Source organism: Methylobacter sp., assembly GCF_004322395.1.
Taxonomy (GTDB): Bacteria; Pseudomonadota; Gammaproteobacteria; order Methylococcales; family Methylomonadaceae; genus Methylobacter_A.
In genome coordinates, this window is sequence record NZ_SCTW01000008.1 from 73,295 (window position 1) to 93,716 (window position 20,422).

The 20,422-nt window shown below is 46.1% G+C and carries 17 protein-coding genes; 4 read left to right on the forward strand and 13 right to left on the reverse strand.

The features are described 5' to 3' along the window. Positions 1-26 precede the first annotated feature (26 nt). Both EPO18_RS00970 and EPO18_RS00975 read right to left on the reverse strand, forming a co-directional pair. Positions 27-524, reverse strand: coding sequence for a hypothetical protein (locus tag EPO18_RS00970; RefSeq protein ID WP_292429244.1), 498 nt, complete (start codon positions 522-524; stop codon positions 27-29). A gap of 70 nt (positions 525-594) precedes the next feature. Continuing rightward, on the reverse strand, positions 595-1,989 hold the full coding sequence (locus EPO18_RS00975) for a P-loop NTPase family protein (protein WP_292429247.1): 1,395 nt from the start codon (positions 1,987-1,989) through the stop codon (positions 595-597). A gap of 223 nt (positions 1,990-2,212) precedes the next feature. Here EPO18_RS00975 and EPO18_RS00980 point away from each other — a divergent pair, with 223 nt between their 5' ends. Further along, positions 2,213-2,611, forward strand: a complete 399-nt coding sequence (locus EPO18_RS00980) for a hypothetical protein (RefSeq protein WP_292429251.1) — start codon at positions 2,213-2,215, stop codon at positions 2,609-2,611. A gap of 4 nt (positions 2,612-2,615) precedes the next feature. Here the strand turns inward: EPO18_RS00980 and nadB are convergent, their stop codons facing one another. Beyond that, positions 2,616-4,229 (reverse strand): L-aspartate oxidase, encoded by a 1,614-nt coding sequence (gene nadB / locus EPO18_RS00985; protein WP_292429254.1) that lies wholly within the window; start codon positions 4,227-4,229, stop codon positions 2,616-2,618. Positions 4,230-4,494: 265 nt separating this feature from the next. Here nadB and EPO18_RS00990 point away from each other — a divergent pair, with 265 nt between their 5' ends. Together EPO18_RS00990 and EPO18_RS00995 are read left to right on the forward strand one after the other, a co-directional pair. Further along, positions 4,495-5,901, forward strand: a complete 1,407-nt coding sequence (locus tag EPO18_RS00990) for a DegQ family serine endoprotease (protein ID WP_292429257.1) — start codon at positions 4,495-4,497, stop codon at positions 5,899-5,901. Between the two features lie 132 nt (positions 5,902-6,033). Further along, positions 6,034-7,155, forward strand: a complete 1,122-nt coding sequence (locus EPO18_RS00995) for an aminotransferase class V-fold PLP-dependent enzyme (RefSeq protein WP_292429260.1) — start codon at positions 6,034-6,036, stop codon at positions 7,153-7,155. 432 nt (positions 7,156-7,587) lie between these two features. On the opposite strand, the gene EPO18_RS01000 is transcribed toward EPO18_RS00995, so the two are convergent. After that, on the reverse strand, positions 7,588-7,956 hold the full coding sequence (locus EPO18_RS01000; protein WP_292429262.1) for a hypothetical protein: 369 nt from the start codon (positions 7,954-7,956) through the stop codon (positions 7,588-7,590). A gap of 427 nt (positions 7,957-8,383) precedes the next feature. Then, positions 8,384-8,584: a hypothetical protein gene (locus EPO18_RS01005; protein ID WP_292429265.1), complete on the reverse strand. Its 201-nt coding sequence runs from the start codon at positions 8,582-8,584 to the stop codon at positions 8,384-8,386. Positions 8,585-8,652: 68 nt separating this feature from the next. Between EPO18_RS01005 and EPO18_RS01010 the strand changes: the two genes are divergently transcribed. Next, positions 8,653-9,096: a hypothetical protein gene (locus tag EPO18_RS01010; protein WP_292429267.1), complete on the forward strand. Its 444-nt coding sequence runs from the start codon at positions 8,653-8,655 to the stop codon at positions 9,094-9,096. Between the two features lie 220 nt (positions 9,097-9,316). Here the strand turns inward: EPO18_RS01010 and EPO18_RS01015 are convergent, their stop codons facing one another. The 8 genes from EPO18_RS01015 to smc all read right to left on the reverse strand — a co-directional run bounded on the left by EPO18_RS01015 (position 9,317) and on the right by smc (position 20,352). Continuing rightward, positions 9,317-10,471, reverse strand: a complete 1,155-nt coding sequence (locus EPO18_RS01015) for a DUF3095 family protein (protein ID WP_292429270.1) — start codon at positions 10,469-10,471, stop codon at positions 9,317-9,319. 240 nt (positions 10,472-10,711) lie between these two features. Beyond that, positions 10,712-11,074, reverse strand: a complete 363-nt coding sequence (locus EPO18_RS01020; protein WP_292429272.1) for a hypothetical protein — start codon at positions 11,072-11,074, stop codon at positions 10,712-10,714. Between the two features lie 532 nt (positions 11,075-11,606). After that, positions 11,607-11,948: a hypothetical protein gene (locus tag EPO18_RS01025; protein WP_292429274.1), complete on the reverse strand. Its 342-nt coding sequence runs from the start codon at positions 11,946-11,948 to the stop codon at positions 11,607-11,609. A gap of 346 nt (positions 11,949-12,294) precedes the next feature. Beyond that, positions 12,295-12,567, reverse strand: a complete 273-nt coding sequence (locus EPO18_RS01030) for a DUF2442 domain-containing protein (protein WP_292429277.1) — start codon at positions 12,565-12,567, stop codon at positions 12,295-12,297. Positions 12,568-13,017: 450 nt separating this feature from the next. Further along, positions 13,018-13,605, reverse strand: a complete 588-nt coding sequence (locus tag EPO18_RS01035; RefSeq protein WP_292429280.1) for a hypothetical protein — start codon at positions 13,603-13,605, stop codon at positions 13,018-13,020. 106 nt (positions 13,606-13,711) lie between these two features. Further along, a complete protein-coding gene (locus tag EPO18_RS01040) occupies positions 13,712-15,676 on the reverse strand; it encodes a helix-hairpin-helix domain-containing protein (RefSeq protein WP_292429282.1) in 1,965 nt (654 codons plus the stop codon). Between the two features lie 369 nt (positions 15,677-16,045). Beyond that, positions 16,046-16,747 carry a cell division protein ZipA C-terminal FtsZ-binding domain-containing protein gene (locus EPO18_RS01045; RefSeq protein WP_292429287.1) on the reverse strand — a complete coding sequence of 234 codons (702 nt, stop codon included), beginning with the start codon at positions 16,745-16,747 and terminating at the stop codon, positions 16,046-16,048. Then, complete coding sequence (gene smc, locus EPO18_RS01050) at positions 16,747-20,352, reverse strand: chromosome segregation protein SMC (RefSeq protein ID WP_292429290.1); 3,606 nt, start codon at positions 20,350-20,352, stop codon at positions 16,747-16,749. Before smc ends, EPO18_RS01045 begins: the two co-directional genes overlap by 1 nt. Positions 20,353-20,422: the final 70 nt, after the last annotated feature.

Below are 20,422 nucleotides of genomic sequence, written 5' to 3' on the forward strand. Positions count from 1 at the left end.
GATAAGAAGTGGAGGCTTTTGGTCAGTTACAGTAACTGACCCAGCGCAAAGGCGCCAAAATAAGTGGCTATAAAATAGAACAAAGACAATACCAAACTGGCAATAATATTAATGGATAGAACTTGCTTGATAATATGAGTTACCACAGCATAATCCCAAAATAAAAGCAGGCCTAACAAATAATAGCTTAAAGGCTCTTCACTCATAGTTAGCCAAATCAACACTGGTATGACGAACAGGCCGATTATATTGGCGCAGAATATAATCGCTGTCGTCACTTGTACATAAGCGTATAACGTCCTGTTAAAGAACAGCATCACGCCTATAAATATAAGCGTTAACAATGTTTCTATACTGACTTCCGTAAACGATTCCAACGGGTCGTCGGTCATGTTGGCTTGCATAAAATACTCAGCAACAAAATAGAACAGCAGATTTTGTTTAAAAAAATCGACTGACCTCGGCAAATCAAGCGGGTTATTTCTTAACCAGCATAACGGCAAGTATTGTTTTAAAGCATCCATAGTTACCTAAGTTTTTTACAAACTGTTTAAGCCGCCAGGGCGCAAGCTCCCCTCCGTGGACATGTGGATACTATTTAAAATCCGGTGAATCCGAATGACCGGTTAAGGATAGTCCATCATAGGTGCTGAAATTATCATTCAATAACTGAACCAGTTCTTTGGTTTTACTGGATATCTGAGCCAAACGAAGCTTTGTTTTTTTATTCCAGCCAACGGGCTCGGAAATCGGAAGCATCATGCGGCTGAAAGTCAGGCTTTTTTCGAAAATACCGGCTAAATTCTCCATTAAATGGAGTTCTTTTTGCCGGGCATTAAGTTGGCTGATAATTAATTTCGCCTGAAGCTTGCTGAAAAGAATATGTAGCGGCATCATGATCAGTAATAATGCAATGATTATTGCAGGCCCAATAACAGGGTCTATCAAGAACTCCAGAATACCGGTTTGTATTTCCGCAAAGATGGCAATAGTAGCAATAAATCCCAGGACAATCAGACTGGAAAAGGTTGACCGATCTTTCCATTGCACAATAGCTTTTTTAACTTCAGGCATCACCACATTATTAATTTCACGGACATTTTTCTCGAGTGTGTTCAACACGCGATAAGTACGGTCATACCCTACATTGGCTATGCGCTGGTCTACCGCGGCAAAGTCGGCAGGGTTTTGAGGACTAATGCCGTCTTCCTGACTAGACAAAACAATAAACTGACCGGTGTTTAATCCCAATCCTGCAAGCTTTCTTTGCCATGAAGATATGATCTCGCTGTTTGTAGTCGAACTCAACATAGTTGCCGGTCTATCTATCAAATAAACAAATCTATTGGAGTCCTGGTGGAGCTTAATGTTCTCTATTACTTCATCGACCAAGGGCGATGTGGAATCAAAAATATCGGTAAAAATTAAAACCAGATCGGAATTTTCAATGGTATGTTTTACCAACATCGACATGACCGGATTGGACGGTGCTGCACTGATGTTCGGCGCATCGATAAAAAGCTTACTTTTCAGCCGGTCGCTATTAAGCGTTTTCAATTCCAGATAAGAATTAATGCGCTCACCTTCGCCTTCTTGCTGTTGCTCGATTTTGCGGCTAATTTGATAGAATGGAAATCGGTGATCTACGTCCAGCGCAGTGCCGGGCAAAGTTGTCGGGTTGGACTGATTGTTATGCAGCAAAACCGTAAATTTATGACTGGATGTTTGAATGCCGGAAAACAGATTATCGGAACCCAGATAATTATTAATAAATTTGGATTTGGCCGTTGAGTTGCCGCCAATCAAGCTAATTACTGGCCACCATGAATTTTTACTAGCGGTCGTTTCATCCATTTCAATGAGCCCCAGATCGTATTCAATTTGATCGAGTTCCTGAAAGACTTTTGAAGCTTTCAGTAATACAGGATTGTCAGCGGCGAAGTGTTTTTCAAGGTTTAACAGGTATTTGCTTGCTGTCTTTTCAGTCATCAGTTTGACACCGTATTGTTGAATTTTTTATGGATAAGGGATAATGAAGTATACACCTAGAATGGGCGAGTAATACAAAAAAACAAGGGGAATAATAAGGTGTTTTATTGCTGCAAAATGAAAAAACATCAGGTAAAAATTGTTGTTTTCGTACTCAACCAAGATGAATTTATAGTATATTGAGACTAATTGATGAGACTTGTATGTGTGGTTAAAAAATCAAATGACAGATTGTAATAAGGGTTTGGTTATTCTTAGAAGCTTAACAACGCTCGCTATTGCTTCGTTAATATCTGGCTGTGCCGTGCCTTTTTTTGGCGGATATGGCGCAAACAATCAATCACGTGAAGAGTTCGCTCATCACGTAGAAGAAGTGTTCCGTTTGCAAAACCGGATGACCAGCGAAGTGATGATGCTGCTGGAAAACAATGAGGTTGAAAGACCGGATGCCCTAATGCAGGCAGAGCAACATATGCAACAGGTGTGCGCCGATCTTAACGAGTATGCTTCTCGTGATATTGATGGTTTAAGCATCGGACTTTTTTTGAGCCGACGCGTCGAGCAATCAGCTATAGACTGCGAACAAGCGGCCCAGGCTATCAAACCGCTGTTAATCCCTTAGCGTATCAATGGCGGTCAATCGGGCACGGGGTCAGAATAGTATTTTGCGCAAGTTTGCTGTTATCGGTTTCAGGATAGTCGAGCGTATAATGTAGACCACGGCTTTCCTTACGTTGCTGGGCGCAACGGATGATTAGCTCGGAGGCAATAACCAGATTGCGCAGTTCCAGTAAATCGCTGGTAACACGGAAATTACTGTAATATTCAGCGATTTCCTTTTTAAGCAACTCCACACGATTCATTGCCCGGCTTAAGCGCTTGTCGGTTCTGACGATACCGACATAGTCCCACATAAAGCGGCGCAATTCATCCCAGTTATGTGAAACAACCACTTCTTCATCGGAATCACTGACTTGCGATTCATCCCAATCCGGGATTTCCGGTGGCGGTAAAATGCCGGGCAATTTCTGCAAAATATCCTCGCTGGCCCGTTCAGCAAACACCAGACATTCCAATAACGAGTTGCTGGCCATGCGATTGGCGCCGTGCAACCCGGTACAGGCAACCTCGCCTATCGCATAGAGATTGGCGATGTCAGTGCGGGCATAGCTGTCGGTTAACACGCCGCCGCAAGTGTAATGTGCAGCCGGAACGACAGGAATAGGCTGCTTGGTGATGTCTATATCAAACTCAAGACATTGCTGGTAAATCGTCGGAAAGTGCTCGCGTATAAACTGTTCCGGTTTGTGGCTAATATCGAGATAAACACAGTCCATGCCTCGCTTTTTCATTTCATGATCGATAGCGCGGGCCACAATATCCCGAGGCGCCAATTCCTCTCTCGAATCGAAATGATGCATAAAAGGTGAACCGTCCGGCAAGATCAACTTGCCGCCCTCGCCTCTTACCGCTTCACTGATCAAAAATGACTGTGCATGCGGATGATAAAGACATGTCGGATGAAATTGCATGAATTCCATATTACTGACGCGACAACCAGCGCGCCAAGCCAAGGCTATGCCATCGCCGGTTGCGCTTTGCGGGTTGGTGCTGTAAAGATAAGCCTTGCTTGCGCCGCCGGTTGCCAGAACTACGACGCGAGCCGCTATCGTCTTGACCTGCTGCTGTTTTGAGTCCAGAACATAAGCGCCCAAAATCCGTTTTTCCGCGCCCCTGGGGCTGGTAATTAACTCCACCACATTATGGTGTTCGAACAGTTCGATATTGGCGTGTTCCTGAGCCCGTTCGATCAATGACAGAGACACCGCCTTGCCTGTTGCATCGGCGGTATGCACGATGCGGCGATGAGAATGTCCGCCTTCCTTGTTTAAATGCAGCTTTGTTTCCCCGGATTCCGTCTGCTCCTCGGTAAAAACCACACCCTGTTTCCTCAGCCAATCTATCGAGCTTTTGCCGTGCGTCACGGTCAGTCTAACAATTTCGGGATCACAAAGCCCTGCACCAGCATCCAGCGTATCTTCAATATGCGACTCGATAGAATCATCGGCGCCGAAAACAGCTGATATACCGCCTTGCGCATAATAAGTGCTGCCAGCAGTCAAAGCGAATTTCGACAGGACGGCAATACGCATTGAATGATCCGCCAGCTTAAGCGCCAAGCTTAAGCCCGCGCCGCCGCTGCCAATAATGAGGACATCGTAATTTTGGGGACAAGGCATTAGGTAAAGATAGTGAGCAGGACAAATGAAAGAAAGTTTATAGTATTAACACGCTTAGTTGCCGTTAATGGATAATATAGCTTTTTAGTATGATAGCAATTTTTTTTATATAGCTATCCAGATATATTTTGACTCTGTTACTATCAAGACCAACGAGTGTACAGCCTTAGAAATAGGGCGGAACTTTTCTCAAAAGCTATATCTATTATTTGGATTGTTATTTTTACATAAGTTATTTCATAAACAACTTTAAATGGAGGTTTTTATGTTCAAGAAAGTTAAATGGTGCTTTTTTCTGATCGTTTTGTTTAATCAAAACGTATTAGCTCAATTGCCGGATTTTACCGAAATGGTAAAGACCAACGGCGTTGCTGTGGTCAACGTCAGCACCACGCAAAAAGCGCCGCCTGAGGCTGAAAACGCCCCCGAACAACCGCAGCTACCGGAAGGAATGCCTCCGGAATTGGAAGAGTTTTTTAGGCGCTTCTTAGAGGAACAGGGCGGCGGGTATGTTCCAAGAGATACCACATCATTGGGCTCGGGTTTTATTATTTCCCCGGATGGTTACGTGTTAACCAATAGTCATGTGGTAAAAGATGCCGATGAAATCGTAGTCAAATTATCCGATCGCCGAGAACTGATAGCTAAAGTGATCGGCTACGATACGCGTACCGATGTTGCGCTATTAAAGGTCGATGCCAAAAATTTGCCCGCCGTTACCATTGGCGAGCCGAACAAGCTACAGGTCGGCGAGTGGGTATTGGCAATTGGATCGCCTTTTGGGTTCGAGCAATCCGTAACAGCCGGCATAGTCAGCGCCAAAGGGCGCAGCTTGCCCGGTGGGAATTACGTACCGTTTATACAGACAGACGTCGCGATAAACCCCGGCAATTCGGGCGGACCGTTATTTAACATGGAAGGCAAAGTCGTTGGCATAAACTCGCAGATCTACAGCCGTACCGGTGGGTTTATGGGGCTTTCATTCGCCATACCGATGGATGTGGTGATGAATGTCGTCGATCAAATAAAAGCCACCGGTAAAGCGGCGCACGGCTGGCTAGGCGTGCAGATACAGGATGTGACGCGGGAACTGGCGGAATCATTCGGCATGAAAAGACCGCAAGGAGCATTGGTTTCCAAAGTGCTGCCCGACAGTCCTGCCGAAAAAGCCGGATTGCAGATAGGCGACATTGTTACCGAATTTAATGGACAGCCGATTGAAGCTTCGGGTGACTTGCCGCCCATGGTAGGCATAACAGCGATTAATAGCAAAGCCACATTAAAAATCATCAGACAAGGTGAGACCAAAAACATCGACTTTAAAGTAGGACTGTTGCCCGATGAAGTTGATAAGTTGGCGGAAGCTAAAGCGGCGCCACCAAAAACGCCTCATAACCGGCTGGGCATCAATGTCATTGATTTAACGGACTTGCAAAGAGAAACGTTGCAAGTTGCAAAAAATGGCGTGTTAGTACAGGATGTGGGCAAAGGTGCCGCCAAAGATGCCGGTATTCAGCGTGGCGACGTAATTTTACGGATTCAGAACAACGTTATTCGCGATGCGGCCGATTTTGAAAAAACCGTTAAAAACCTCCCGACCGGAAAAACAATCGCTGTATTGATACAACGTCAGGGCAGCCCGGTGTTCCTGGCGATTAAAATAGAAAAATAATCCGCAAATCTTTCAAACTTAAGCCGCGAAATGCATAGCTCCCTGCGGCGCATGGGAGCTATTTTTGTATAGCCGTACCAAAACTGATTTTAGCTGCGTATGTGTTAAGTAACTTCCCTACTGATAGATACTATGAAACACCCTGAATTCCCCCTAACCGACGAATTGATCTATCTTAACCATGCCGCCGTAGGCCCCTGGCCTAAAAGAACCGGTGAGGCGGTAATCAAGTTTGCAGAGCAAAACACCCGCTACGGTTCGCACTTTTATCCGGACTGGCTAAATAAGGAAGCCGAATTGCGCAGCCAATTGCAGGTTTTATTAAATGCTCCTTCCTCTGACGATATTGGGCTGGTTAAAAATACCTCGGAAGCCTTGTCTTTTGTCGCCTACGGTTTAACGTGGCAGCCCGGCGACAACATTGTGTCCAGCAATGAGGAATTCCCTTCCAACAGACTGCCATGGGAATCATTGGCCGATCAGGGTGTGGAATTTCGTCAAGCCGATCTAAACAGCGCCGATACACCCGAGGATGCGTTATTTGCTCTGGTCGATATCAACACGCGTTTATTAACCATTAGCTCCATACAATTCGCCTCGGGTCTGCGTATGGATTTGGAAAGAATCGGCGAATTCTGCACGCAGCGCGGCATATTGTTTTGCATTGATGCGATCCAGAGTCTCGGCGCGGTGCAGTTTGATGTACAGGCCTATCAAGCGGATTTTGTGATGGCCGACGGTCATAAATGGATGTTCGGGCCTGAAGGCTTGGGCGTTTTTTACACTACGCCCGAAGCCAGAGACAAACTAAAGCTGACTCAGTACGGCTGGCACATGATGAAAGACATCCATAATTATGAAAACAAACCGTGGGAAGTTCATCCCACTGCCCGTCGTTTTGAATGCGGCAGCCCTAATATGCTGGGCATCCATGCATTTTCCGCCAGCTTGTCTTTGTTGCTGGAAACAGGCATGGCAACTGTCGAAGCGCAGGTTTTAGGGAAATCCGATTATTTAAACGATGCGATTGATAAAAACGGGCAGTTGGTTTTATTGTCGGGGCAGCATAGTCGACTGAAATCCGGCATTGTGACCTTCAAACACCGGACGGTTGCAAACGAAGCGTTATATCAACATTTGCAGGAAAACGGCGTGGTTTGCGCCTTGCGTGGCGGCGGCATACGGTTTTCTCCGCATTTTTATAATACGTTTGAGGAGATTGACCGGGCGCTTGAATTAATTGCGTTGTTATAGATAAATGATGTAAGTGGATTCATCACCGAATGTAATTATCTTAAAAAATCAGTCGTTATATCTAACCACAGGAATATCGGGCATAAAAAAGCATACTCGACTTACCCGACTGATCGCGCCAATTTGCTCAGCTCGGATGGTTAGAGACGGTAGCCGCAACCCCATACATATCAACTTAGGTGATTTCTATGAAAGAACATCCAAATAGTTACGCATTTTTACTCATCACCAAGAAAAAACTTAAACTTCACGTCTAAAAGGCTTTGCCTACAATCTATAGTACATATTGCCAACGGACAAGCAAAGCGTGTATTTTTGTTATACGACAAACAGTAATGAGTCGTCCAAAAACATATTTTTAGACTCCAGTATTTATGAAAAAACCGTCATGATTAGCTTAAGTTGGTGCACACTAAAACCCGTCCTAATCAATCATCTATGCAATGGATTTCGCGTTGTACTACCCATCAGGGCTGATGCCATAAACAAACTTAATGGCATTGCAAACCGCTTTTGGCTGAGCTGGCAAATAACCGCCACTTGATCGGCAGTACAGTTATCTACATCAATGCGCCATTTGATGGCGGACGAGGATTCGCACTGGTTAACCATATTAACGACCAAATTCTTAAGTTGGTCATAGGTGAAAAAATCGTCTTCAAATTCGGCTAACCCAATCGTGCATAGATCTATAAAACGGCTGCGCTGCTTGGATAAATGATCATTGTTTTTATAAATATAAATTTCAATCGCACCCAATATTTGGGCCATTTTTTTAATTACTCCAGATTGATCCGACATGATTCTATCCTCTATTGACGTTGAATGTGCATCAGCCGAACGACTGATGCATGGTGCTGTGGAGTCTGGCAACGCTTTGCGGGAACAGCGCTATAGTTAACACGATCGCATTGACCAGAGTTATTTCTATAATCCCATTTTGTAGGCTCAACACGATTTCGCTGGAGTCGTGCGCAGTGAGTTTGCGGGAAATATTCTTTATCTCTTCGGTGGCGGTCTTGGGAATCCTGAACAGTCGCCCGGAAATTTCGGCGCAGAAATCCTTCGCACATATACCTGAGATTTGGCCTCTTGATCAGTAAACAGCAACCTAATATTAATTATCTGCATTTTTAGTACTGCCACGTATTTTAACGCATTAAGTTGTTGACGATAATACAAAAAAACTTTTATCAAGGGGCCAGCAATCAGCTAGCGAGACGATTAGTTATTCCTGAACGATTTGATTATTTCGTATATCTAAGTTGTACATGGCTTTAAGCCCAGCATTGAAAATATTGCGGTACATGGTACTTGGTAGCAGGTTGTTTTCAGCAGCTTTTGCATCAACAAAAGCCTTAACTTCAACACTGTGGCGCAAATTCATCACGATCTTTTTATTTCCTGCCGAGATTGATTCTATCTGCATGGTGATTCCTTGTATAATAAAAGAAAACTTATGAGTCAAAAGAAAACTTGTGAATCAAAAGAAACTTTATGAATACAATAACACGTAAAATAGGGAGATCAAAAAATAAAACTCCTGAAATTACGAGACTTCTTCTGGTTATGGATGCACTTGGTTTAAAAGCCGCTGATATTGCAAGTAAAACAAAAATATCAGAACGGACAATTACTAATTTTATTTGGAACGATACGCCGATTGGTGCGCAGTTATTGCGAGAGTTACACGTCAAATATGGAGTTTCAATCGACTGGCTGTTGTCAGGATCGGGATCAATGCTGTTGAGCCAAACGAGTGAACCCCTCGGCGCTTATGATGTCACGCCCAGCAGTGACCTTCGTGTCCAACGCATGTGCGCGCTTGTCCAAGAACTCATGAGTTCGGCCTCGCCTGACGAGCAGGCATTGCTGGAGACGCACTTCAAATTCTCCATGCGTCAATATCAGCAAATGTTATCGACGATAAATCTTGAATAGTGGACTGTTCCGCCGACAAAGTTTCAATGCCGAAATCTTTAAGCGCTGATCGATGATTTCCAGATTGCGTGCGTTTTGCTATCAGCCAAAAATCCAGTTAAATCGTAACCTTCGGTATATTCGATACTCTCCAGTACCGCAGCAATGAAGATAAACCGATGACTATATCGACCTTGCGGCCCAATGCGGTCGACATGCTAATCCGCGTCTCGTAGACAAATCAGAATTTGCCTGCAATCTGCGCCTTAAGTTCTACAGCGGCCATCGCATAGCCGCCATCGTTGCCGTCGACGAAGTGCACGTGTCCCCCGTCTTCAAGTCGCCGCAGAAAACAAGTCATTAGCGCGGTGGGTGAAGCATGCAACCCGAAGTAAATCGTTCCGGCTGCACGCTCGCGTTCGAGTAAAGCGCGTATAGCCGTTTGCATCTCAGGTGAACAGTCAATGACCATACGTAGTGTTTCATCAAATTTCCTGAAATCGGAATGAGCCGGCAACGAATCGATATATCTGGAGGTATCGGTATTCGCAAACTTGAATTTCAGTATACAAAGGATACGTACCAGAATCATTTCAGCAGCGATTTTGCAAATGGCGAGAAAAAAATGATGTTGGCCTTGAATACGCGCCTCAGCCCGTGCCGCACGCCAGATGCGTTCGGCACTAAGCTGGCGTATCTTGATCGGATTGGCCTCGGGCGCTTCGAGATCGACTATCGTCTCAATCTCGGCAAGCAGCCGATGAAGCGTTGCCAGTGCCTGTTCGCCCTTCTCGCACGGACGCACGAGAATCGACAGCATAGCGCCGCGTGCGCTCTTTAGCGGCGCCCAGCGGCATGAAAGCCCTTTGATTGCATCGGTCTCATCGTGGTGCGCATGCTCGGCGATAACGCCGCGCCCGGACTTGACCCACTTTTCTGCAGATGAGAGTCCTTCGCCGCTAAAAAAGGCGATTGAAGGTCCCCCTGGCAAAAGAAATCGGGCAACGCTGATCGGAGTCCCTGCCGCAATGAATTCGCTATGCTCAATCAATCCAGTGACAAGCTTGAGCCCGAACGCCTCGTTGGCATGGGCGCGAGCAGCGCTGAGCACGCGCTCAATCTCGGCTCGTCGTTCACATGGCACCAATGCAGTGGCGCCATCGCCACCGAACACAAACGGAAAATCGGTAGTACCCAAAACATTGGCTAATGCGACTATGGTCGTCGCGCCCGCCATATTGACACATTTGTAATGACCGGCCTTGATGGCGTCAGTCGAACCGCGCACATCGGTGATTACCACTAGCCAATCGCTGGGGGCTTGCCGATAAAGCTCAGGACATGTGAAATCAATAAAATCGGTGAAAGGTTTCAGTTCGGTGTAGAAGTTAAGCATAGATATAACAGTCGTGTAGGTTGGACACCAACAGTAGGCGCTTTAGGCGACAGCTTTTCGTTGCCCGACATTTTAGGATGCGGCAGCGAGCGGTGGAAAAAACCAAAATCCCGCCGTATTAAAGCCACCGCCGGACGGAGCATATTACTCTGTCCGAAATATTTTGCTTTGGTTAAGTGTAGACGCTTAGCTCGGGCATCGCAAAAACATTAAGCAAGCCCATCGTTCGCGGTAAAGGTCTTACTTTGGCTGATTATAGCGATAATAATTCCAGTTGCTTTGCTCTTGCCCTTCCCATCTGTTAAAAGGCGCAACGGTACTTTCCTTCTGGGAATTAGGTGCAACACCCACATACTGACCATCCACGTAAGCATTCCCATTTATTTCAACCACTACTGAGTGAGTGCCCCATCGCCCAGCGCCCGTGGAGCTTCCGTTGGCTTTTGCAGCCCTTAAAGCACGAATACAGGATTCAAGCGTATCATTTGATAACTGCGTCCAAACATTATTTATTTCCGTATAACATGGGTCGGCATTTGCCGGTACAGTCAACAATTCCAATATCGAAAAGCAGGCAATCTGAACAAGGGATAGTTTCTTCATTGCGTATACTCCTAAGTGTTGAGAAGCCTAACGATCTGCTTAGAAGACAGCCACCTGAAATTTAAACAATATAGCGGCTTATGGCGGCGGTTCGCATTGAGCTGATACGGGCAATGTTCTTGTAGTTATTAAGGACTAGGGAATAGCTTTTGCAAGCATACCAACCTCCCCATTAGAATCGAGCATAAAAAAATGCCGTTGAGTGGATTTTAGAGTTGTTATTAATTATGACAATAGGTACAAAAACCTAAAAACGTTGATATGTTGAAAGCGGCAGAAAGCGTAATCCTAAGTTCCGCAAACTTCGTCCAGGCTACTATCTATTATTTTGGTTGTTCCATTATTGTTTTACATAGTTCCCACGCTCCAGCCGTTGCGAAATACCGCCAGCAGAAAACGCCTCGACCCGCGCAAAGTTCCGGGACGCTGGAGCGTCTACTACTGCATTCCCGCGCCGGAGCGTGGGAACTATAAAACCCCGTCAAGGATTTGAGGTATATTGCGATTGCCGGTTTAACCCTATCCTACTTGCTCATGACATTTCGGAAACATGCTTGAACGCAAAGAAAATAACAACTGCCGGCGCAAGCAGTGCCATTGCACTCCATAATCCCATCGTGAGAAAAACAATCTGGTTAAGCGCTACAAGACCTATGTAGGCATAAACAGCCCATTTTCTCATCATCCACAACCCGAGCATACAGACGAGTCCTATGAGGGATGAAAGGCCTATGTATAATTGATAGCCAAAACCGATTTGCTGCGCTAACGGTGAAAAAATCAAAGGCACTGCCATTAGCGCGCCAATAAGTCCAATTGCGCAGATGACTGTTATTGAGGTCGGGCGTTCGGTTGTGTCTGTTGTTTCATTCATGACGTGGGTTTCCTTTTTTGTTGATACCTGACAATCCTATTCAGCATGCGCCCATGCGCATAAGGAATAGCGAGGCATTGGCTGCGGAAGTAACTGCTAGTCATAAATTTCGATAATAAATGCGATTGGGTCTGTCTAATACATTTTTACTCGATTATGGCGGGAGTAATCCACTCTCGTCAATCGTAAAAAATCATTGAAAAACCAGGAAGCCGGACAGAAAAGTTTTGGAGAATATTGGGTCACAGCAGAGAATATTGTTCATATTTGGCTTCAATCTTAGCGAATAGGGTAAGTTGAAGAATGAAACACAACCAGTCTACAGGTAATCTGCCTTACAGCGTTATTATGCTCGAATTGGTTGCAACCATTCGATAACTTTTCCAGTGGCACGTTCATACAAAGTTTCCGGTGATATATCGAACCCGCAATCCCAAGCTAAAGTAGGCCAATCATCGAGTTTAAATGCTTTGAAACATTCAATATCGCGTAGCGGTGCAGCAACCTGATATTTAAAGATCATATCTTGCAAATCCACCTCGCCCGACTCGCCTGTGTTGAATTTCAACCAAAGACGATAACCATCCAGATAACGCGCAGTTTGCACATTCACAATCATTGTTGCCACCTTATACCAATGGTTTAATTTTATGGAAATCTTTGTTTTCCCACATATCAAGTAACTCCGGTTTATTCAATTCTGCCCTGCACAGCCGGACGGGGCATGTTGCCCCGTCCGAAACGTTTTGCGTTGGTTAAATGTAACTTCTTTGCTCAGACATTTTAAAAACGTTAGAGACGGGGTTACAAACCCATATGCATCAAGCTAAGACATAAAACTATGAAGAACATGAAGTTCATGAACGACTTGGATGTAGGAGGTAGAGCACCAACAGTAGGCGCTTTAGGCGGCGTATGGAGCGGTTTCCGAAAAAAAACGAGGGTAAAACTTCGTGTCCTTCATGTTCTTCATGGTTTATTAATCACAAACTTACACCTTACTGATTGGTTATACTGACTTTTTTGCTTAGCTTGATGCATATAGGTTACAAACCCCATCCCGCTTGGATTAGTTTGTTTCAGACTCAAACTCAAACTCAGAATTGAGATTAACTTCTGTATTTTCTTCTATGGTTTGTTTTTGGCTGACTTTAGTCGCTCTAGCCTCATCTCTATAAAACACTCGTTCTCCAGATGCAATTTTAGATGTCAAAGGTGCGTACCAACAACCTTGGCCCGACATCCTCGTACCATCGCCATCTATTTGAAGAAGAAAGGTAACAATTCCAATACGAGTTGTATCGGTATGTTTCAGCCTTAAAGAAACAAATCGCTCAGATACCTCACCAATTACATCGAACGTTCTTATGTCGTCCAAATGTAAACCGTGTCTTTCAGACTCGTGAAAATCATTTTTCATTAAATGCACAGTAGCTTTCCCGCTCAACTTTTCACAAGATTGTTTGATCTCTAAAAGCATTTTCTGTCCATTTACAGCTGAATGCCAGCTACCACTCAAATTCAGCCCCTTAAACATAATCTGTCTATACCAAGGTACAAAACTATTCATAAAAATGCTTTTAAAAATAAGTAAGACGGATGCAGTAATTAAACCTGTTACTACCCCGATGACAATATTCCAAGTAATTGCTTCCAATGAATCTCTCCTTTAGTGCTTAATGCTAATTATAATCAGACACACAAATTAGACGCGTGTTGCCTGTAGTAGAGTAATGCAGGGGCAATTGCCGAGAAGCAAATATCTATTCCTGCATACCCATCATTGCCAAATACTCCTCCTCACTAATCACCTTTACTCCCTTTTCCGTGGCAGCAGCGATTTTGGCAGCACCCACATCGGAACCGGTAACCAGAAAATCGGTCTTCCCGGTGACTGATGCGCCCACTTTTGCACCCAAGCGTTTAGCTTCCTTACTCATGTCATCACGTTTGCCATGAACCATGGTGCCGGTAAAAACGATAGTTTTGCCGAAAATCGGGCTAATGTTTTGCTGCTGTTCAGAAATCAACGGCGTTGGGATTAAATTAAAACCCAACTGATAGATTTGCATAAAATCGGTTTTTATTTTTGCCAGACACTCAACCACGGCGGCGCTGGTTTTATCGGCAAAGCCTTCGATATTCATCACGTCTTCAACGGTCAGGTTGAAGATGTCCAGCAAACGATGATGTTGCAGCAGGCGCTCGCAATTGCCTAGGCCCATCCGGTAGATACCGAAAGCGCCTAAGAATCGCCAGTCTTCTATGGCTTCGGTTCTGCTGCGGTGCAATTGATCCAACAGGTTTTGCGAGGTTTTGTCGCCAAAGCCCATGGCCTGCAATTGCTCTATGCTCAGCTGGTAAACGGCAGAAATCGAGTTGACGCCGAAAGCATGAAGTTTTTCTACTGTCTTTAATCCGAAACCGTCGACATTCGCCAAGGTTCTGAAAAAATGCTCGATGGTGTTTTCAATTTGTGCGGAACATTTTGTGGTGTTTAAGCAATAAAGGTAATCGCTGTCCCAAACCAGCTCACTGCCGCAACTGGGACAATGTTCGGGAATCTGCGGCTCTTTCGGAATAATGACCCGCTCGATCTTAGGTATGACCAAGCCTGAGCGTGTTAATTCAATTAACGTGCCGGCACCGATGCCCAGCTTTTTGACCATGCCGTAGTGATGAGCGGTCGCCCTGGAAATCATCGCACCGCTGAGTTTGGTCGGCGTAAGCTCGGCAACCGGATTGACCCGTCCGGAACGGGAGGTTTGCGGGGTAACTTTCAATACTACAACTTCGGCGGTTTCTACATTGTTTTTGTAGGCAATCTGCCAGCGGTGATGGTGCCGCGTTGCACCCAAATGCTGTTTTATGCGGTCATTACCCACCAGTTCAAAAACGACGCCGTCTACATCGTAATCGACCAGTTTGTAGACGGTTTCGATAACGTGGTCGAAATCGGTCAGCACTTCAACGGCAGTGCCTTGCCACGCAGGCAATTGGGAGAATGGATAAAAAACCGCCGCATGATTTTGTATGGCTTCTAAAGCGTGCTGTTCCAGCTCTTTTTCTTTAATAATGCTGGCCTGAAAATTTCGAGAGTTTTCGAAATATTCAGCCAGATAAGTGTTGAAATAAGTCTGGCTGACTACGATTTCACCTGCGCCCTGCCCCCGCTTGCCATTGCCGCCAACTATCAAACCGCGCTCGAAAACCCGGCTAATATCGGTGCCTTTGCGGCCATCTCCGCGTGTATACAGTATTTTTCCGTCATCGTATGCCGCATAGCCGTCCAGCTTGGGCGTGGCCCGGATTATCAATGTGGAAAAATCCACGTCACATTCATTGGCGGCTTTTTCCAGCCTGGACAGCCATTTTTCAATACTGCTCCGTGTATAAGCTTTTTCTGTTGACAGCATAGGCTCCGGCAACGCGACGGTTTTGCCGACCGCGATAACTTCCGGTTCGACGGTTTCTAAATAAGGGTGATGAGGGTGACGCTTTTGCAGTTCAGCCAGGAAAATAAAGTCATATTCCGCATCGGAAATAAGCGGCTCGCCGCTACGATACAGGGCATTGCATATTTGCAAAAACTCAAGCAGCTGCTCGTCGCTTAGCTGCTGGGGGTTAGCCTGTGTTGCGATTTGAGCGATAAGCTCTGGGGATAAGTGGATCGGTTCAAGGTCGGCTTCTTTAAGAAGCTCTAATTGCGTATTGCTGAGGGATGGCATCGTAAGTAATCTAAACAGAAATTAAGGACTGCGCTGGATGCGCTAGTTCCCAAGCTCTAGCTCTCGTCGCTATACACAAGTGTCTGGGGACACGACGATTTTCGTCATCCCGGCAGGGATTGCCGGGATCCAGAAGCCCATGGATGGCAATATCGAAGCAGGCACAAGCCTTGCAACGCGGGATTGCTTAGTTAAATCAGGCATTCACATCCCTGTACTCTGGATTCCGGCAATCCCTGCCGGAATGACGTGCTTTTAAATACTTGTGTATAACGACGAGAGCTAGAGCTTGGGAACTAGCGCAAGATAAACGGTGAAACTTCGTGTTCTTCGTGGCGGCAACTTTTCAGTCATCGCATAGTCGGCTATTTACAAACTCTGCCGAATGGATTGAATAGTCGCTTCAGTCAACGGCTGTCTTCTATGATCAAGTACCACGCCGTCCAATTTAGCGGCCAGCAAGTTAATTGTTTCTATATAGTCTTCAAAAACGGCCGGTGCATCGTCCAACGCTTCGGGTTGCATAAAAAATACGATGCCGGGGCAGTAAAACTGGTCTAAGTCCTTATCCGGGAAAGTGCCCGGCTCTACAATACAAGCCACACCAAAATCGACAAGCCGGTTATCGTCCAGGCGCTCGAAAATTTTCAAACTGCCGTATTCCAGCCCGACCATTTCAAAGGCTTCAACCAAATCGGCGCCGTTAAAATCATCGTCCGTCCTAGTGATAATGCTGAACTGGATAATCGCCGGTGCGGCTGCGCGTGGCGGCGGATCTACGTCGTCATCATGCTCATAGTAGTCGTCGTCAGCATCTTCATCATAATATCGATCCGATCTGTCATGATTATGCTGAGCACCGGCATTACTTCTAGCCGCTCCTACTGGAATAACATCAAACTCGCCCCTTCTCTCCATGATGGAATCATCGGCATAGTCATTCTCATCGTCACCGTAAAATTCCATATCTTGCTGCGCTTTCTTATCTTTTATATAAGCCCAGACTAACATGCCAATGACTACAACCATGCCGGTTGCAATAATTACAATTCTTAAGATTTCTTTATCCATCACATTTCCGCCAGACTCACTGCTTCTTCAATATCAACTGCGACCATCCGGGACACGCCCGGCTCTTTCATAGTAACACCTGCCAGCTGTTTTGCAATTTCCATCGTCACTTTGTTATGGGATATATACAAAAACTGTACCGATGCCGACATTTCTTCGACCATTTTTGAAAACCGTCCAACGTTTGCATCATCCAACGGAGCATCGACCTCGTCCAGCAAACAAAAAGGCGCCGGATTGAGCTCGAAAATCGAGAATACCAAGGCTACCGCTGTTAATGCTTTCTCTCCACCTGACAATAAATGTATCGAGCTATTCTTCTTACCGGGAGGTCTGGCAATAATATTTACGCCCGATTCCAGCTCGTCTTGCTCGGTCAATTCCAAATAAGCATGACCGCCGCCGAATAACTTGGGAAATTTCTCCTGCAAACCAGAGTTTATTTTATCGAATGTTTCCCTAAAACGCAGCCGACTTTCTTTATCAATCTGACTGATCGCCTGATCCAGGGTCTGCAAGGCCTCGATTAAATCGGCATGTTGTTCGTTAAGAAACTCCATCCGCTCGGACTGCGCCTTGAATTCCTCTATCGCAGTCAGGTTAATAGTACCTAATCTTTCGATTTGAGCCAATAAATCGTCTACCGTTCTTTTCCAGCTGTGTTCCTCGGCCTGTTCCGGCAAGTTTTGCAGCACCGTCTCGACATCGGCGTCGATTTCTTTAAGCTGCTCGTTGACGGTTTGCTGGCGAACCTTGCTTTCCTGTAGCTCAAAACGAATCGTATCCAGCGCTTCTTTTTGCTTTTCCAAAGCCCGTTGAACCCGGATATGTTCTTCGGATAGCTGGGTTATCTCAGCTTCAAGGTCTTCCTGAAGCTGGCGCTGTTTTTTCAGGCGTATTTCCAGTTGTTCCTTATCGAGAAGCATCTGCTCCAGCTGCTTTTTCTCTTGATCCATCGGCGTCAGCGTTTGGTTCAGGTTAAGCTCCAGCTCCGCGATGCGTTCAATCGATTGTTGATGTTGCAGTTGTAACCGCTCCAGCTGTTTGCCGGTTAATGTTTCGGATGACCGTAACGACTCGATCTGCGACTTCAGACTGAACACTTGTTGCCTGGCTTCATTGGCGGATTGATCGATACGCTGTTGCTGCGATTGCAAGTCCTGGTTCGATGCTTCCAGAGTTTGCTTTTTTTGCTCCTGCTCGGCCATGATCTGTTCGGCCTGTTCCTGCAACATTTGCGACTCGGCGATAGTCTCGGCATTTTCAGCGGTTTCTCGGCTTATCTCTTCAATATCGTTACTGACCTGTTCCAGACGGCGCTGCTGATGTTCCAGCTTGGCCGAACGCGCGCTAAATTCAGCGCTTTTTACCGACAGTTCAGCGCCCAGGCTTTTGTCTTGTTGCTGTATCGATTCACGCGTGGCTTCTGCGTCTTTCAAGCCGGTTTCGGCTGTTTCAAGCTGGTCTTCAAATGTTTCAATTTCGACGTGTAGATCTTCCTGCCGCTGTTTTAACAGACGCAATTCTTTTTCGCGCTGCAACACGCCGGTTTTACTGTCTTTGGCACGGATTATTTTTATCCAGCCTGAGCCGAACCAAGTGCCGTCCAGGGTGATGACCGATTCATGGGGCTTTAATTGGGCGGATAAAGTTCTTGCTGTTTCCGCATCCTCGACGCAGTAGACTCCGGCCAGTAAGTTGCTCAAATCCCATGGCGCTTTTACTTTGTCCAGCAGCTTCGGAGCATGTGCTCCTTCTCCCTCAGGGAGAAGACCGGGATGAGGGGATTCAAATAAGTTTTCTTCCTTATTTTGATTTCCCCTCACCCAACCCTCTCCCTCTGGAGAGGGCTTTGCGCTGCTCAAGCCGACGCCAGTCTCAACCAGCATCAACGATTCATCCGTCAAACGCTGCAAGCCCGGAATAATCTGATCGGCGCTTTCTAAACAAATCGCCTCAAGATAACTGCCCAAAACCGTTTCAATTGCAGTGTCCCAACCTGCTTGCACGTCCAGAAACTCGGCAAGCCGCCGATTTTCAACCAAATCCACGGACTCCAACCACGCGCTCAGGTGTTTATTGTCCTTACCCATCGCATGCTGCTGCAATAATTCCAACGAAGTGATTTTTCCTTTGACGCTTTGCATTTCCGAACGGCGGGTATGCAGATCGTCATGGTACTGTTTGACCTGTTGCCGCTGTTCGCGTATCTGCTGATGCAGATCTTCAAGCCGCTGATGAAACTCGGCGCGTTGCATCTCGATGATCTCGATGCCGGCTTCCAACGATTCAATCTCGCTTTGCAAATCGCTGGATTCCAGCTCATCGCGCTCACTGAGCAATTTATCCAGACGGATTTGCAACTGGCGATTCTGGTTTTCCAACTGCGCGGTTTTTACCCGCTGCACTTCGGACTGTTCCTTATAGCTCGAGGTGGTCGTGCGATACGCTTCCCATTGCTCCTGCCAAGAACTTTTTTGCTGCTGCACTTCTTGTTGGTTATATAAAACGTCTTCCTGCCTTTCTTCGGCGACAATTAACGCTTCTTCCGCTTCAAACAAAGACTGTCTGATTTCTTCCAATTGCTGCGTATCGGCTTCGAGTTCTTTTAACGACTCGGCTGCCTGTTGACGCAGACGGTTAATTTCAATGGCGGTTTGTTCGCGGCTGCTTTCGCTGTGTTTGATGGTTTGTTCAAGGCCGCTGACTTCGGCGACAATCTGGTAGTAATCGCCCTGAAAATTGTTGGTTTGTTGCTGCTGGGTTTTATGCTCGGCGCGCTTGGCTTCGATGTTGTTATCGATGTCCCGCAGCTCGACAAACAAGCGGTTATGCTCATGAGCTACTTCCTGCAATTTTTCATCCAGTTGCTTCGCGGCCTGATGATAAGTGTTCCAGCGCATTGCCAGCAGTTCCAGCCGATACTGGCGTTCCTGCTTTTTAAGCTCGGTATATTTTTCGGCTTTTTCGGCTTGTTTTTGCAGATGCCTGATTTGCTTTTCAACTTCGTCGCGCAAATCGTCAAGCCGCTCCAGATTCTCACGGGTATGCTTCATCCGGGTTTCGGTTTCACTACGGCGTTCTTTGTATTTAGATACGCCCGCGGCTTCTTCGATATGAACTCTTAAATCCTCCGGCTTGGCTTCGACCATACGGGAAATCGTGCCCTGCTCGATGATCGCATAACTTCTTGACCCTAAACCGGTGCCCAGAAAAATGTCGGTAATATCTTTACGGCGGCAGCGCGACCCATTCAGCATAAACACCGATGTACCGTCGCGGCTGACCTGCCGCTTAATCGCAATAGTATCGTACTGCGAATATTCGCCGCCCAGCTTACCTTCGCTATTATTGAAAACCAACTCGACGGAAGCCGTGCTGACCGGTTTGCGTCCCGATGAACCGTTAAAGATCACGTCGGCCATACTGCCGCCGCGCAAATGCTTGGCGGAGCTTTCGCCCATCACCCAGCGCACAGCATCGATAATATTGGATTTGCCGCAGCCGTTAGGCCCGACGATGGCAGTCAGATTACCGCTAATCGGTATGACTGTTTGATCAACAAAGGATTTGAAACCCGAAAGCTTGATTTTTTCCAGTTTCATAGTACTGGTATGAATATCCCAACAGTTGAATTAAAATAACGGCCTATTATTAACGATAATTAGCCGAGTA

What these genes read in the sequence shown, in the direction of transcription:
- EPO18_RS00970 (WP_292429244.1), bottom strand. Translation starts at nt 524, where the DNA reads ATGGATGCTTTAAAACAATACTTGCCGTTATGCTGGTTAAGAAATAAC.
- EPO18_RS00975 (WP_292429247.1), bottom strand. Translation starts at nt 1,989, where the DNA reads ATGACTGAAAAGACAGCAAGCAAATACCTGTTAAACCTTGAAAAACAC.
- EPO18_RS00980 (WP_292429251.1), top strand. Translation starts at nt 2,213, where the DNA reads ATGACAGATTGTAATAAGGGTTTGGTTATTCTTAGAAGCTTAACAACG.
- nadB (WP_292429254.1), bottom strand. Translation starts at nt 4,229, where the DNA reads ATGCCTTGTCCCCAAAATTACGATGTCCTCATTATTGGCAGCGGCGGC.
- EPO18_RS00990 (WP_292429257.1), top strand. Translation starts at nt 4,495, where the DNA reads ATGTTCAAGAAAGTTAAATGGTGCTTTTTTCTGATCGTTTTGTTTAAT.
- EPO18_RS00995 (WP_292429260.1), top strand. Translation starts at nt 6,034, where the DNA reads ATGAAACACCCTGAATTCCCCCTAACCGACGAATTGATCTATCTTAAC.
- EPO18_RS01000 (WP_292429262.1), bottom strand. Translation starts at nt 7,956, where the DNA reads ATGTCGGATCAATCTGGAGTAATTAAAAAAATGGCCCAAATATTGGGT.
- EPO18_RS01005 (WP_292429265.1), bottom strand. Translation starts at nt 8,584, where the DNA reads ATGCAGATAGAATCAATCTCGGCAGGAAATAAAAAGATCGTGATGAAT.
- EPO18_RS01010 (WP_292429267.1), top strand. Translation starts at nt 8,653, where the DNA reads ATGAATACAATAACACGTAAAATAGGGAGATCAAAAAATAAAACTCCT.
- EPO18_RS01015 (WP_292429270.1), bottom strand. Translation starts at nt 10,471, where the DNA reads ATGCTTAACTTCTACACCGAACTGAAACCTTTCACCGATTTTATTGAT.
- EPO18_RS01020 (WP_292429272.1), bottom strand. Translation starts at nt 11,074, where the DNA reads ATGAAGAAACTATCCCTTGTTCAGATTGCCTGCTTTTCGATATTGGAA.
- EPO18_RS01025 (WP_292429274.1), bottom strand. Translation starts at nt 11,948, where the DNA reads ATGAATGAAACAACAGACACAACCGAACGCCCGACCTCAATAACAGTC.
- EPO18_RS01030 (WP_292429277.1), bottom strand. Translation starts at nt 12,567, where the DNA reads ATGATTGTGAATGTGCAAACTGCGCGTTATCTGGATGGTTATCGTCTT.
- EPO18_RS01040 (WP_292429282.1), bottom strand. Translation starts at nt 15,676, where the DNA reads ATGCCATCCCTCAGCAATACGCAATTAGAGCTTCTTAAAGAAGCCGAC.
- EPO18_RS01045 (WP_292429287.1), bottom strand. Translation starts at nt 16,747, where the DNA reads ATGGATAAAGAAATCTTAAGAATTGTAATTATTGCAACCGGCATGGTT.
- smc (WP_292429290.1), bottom strand. Translation starts at nt 20,352, where the DNA reads ATGAAACTGGAAAAAATCAAGCTTTCGGGTTTCAAATCCTTTGTTGAT.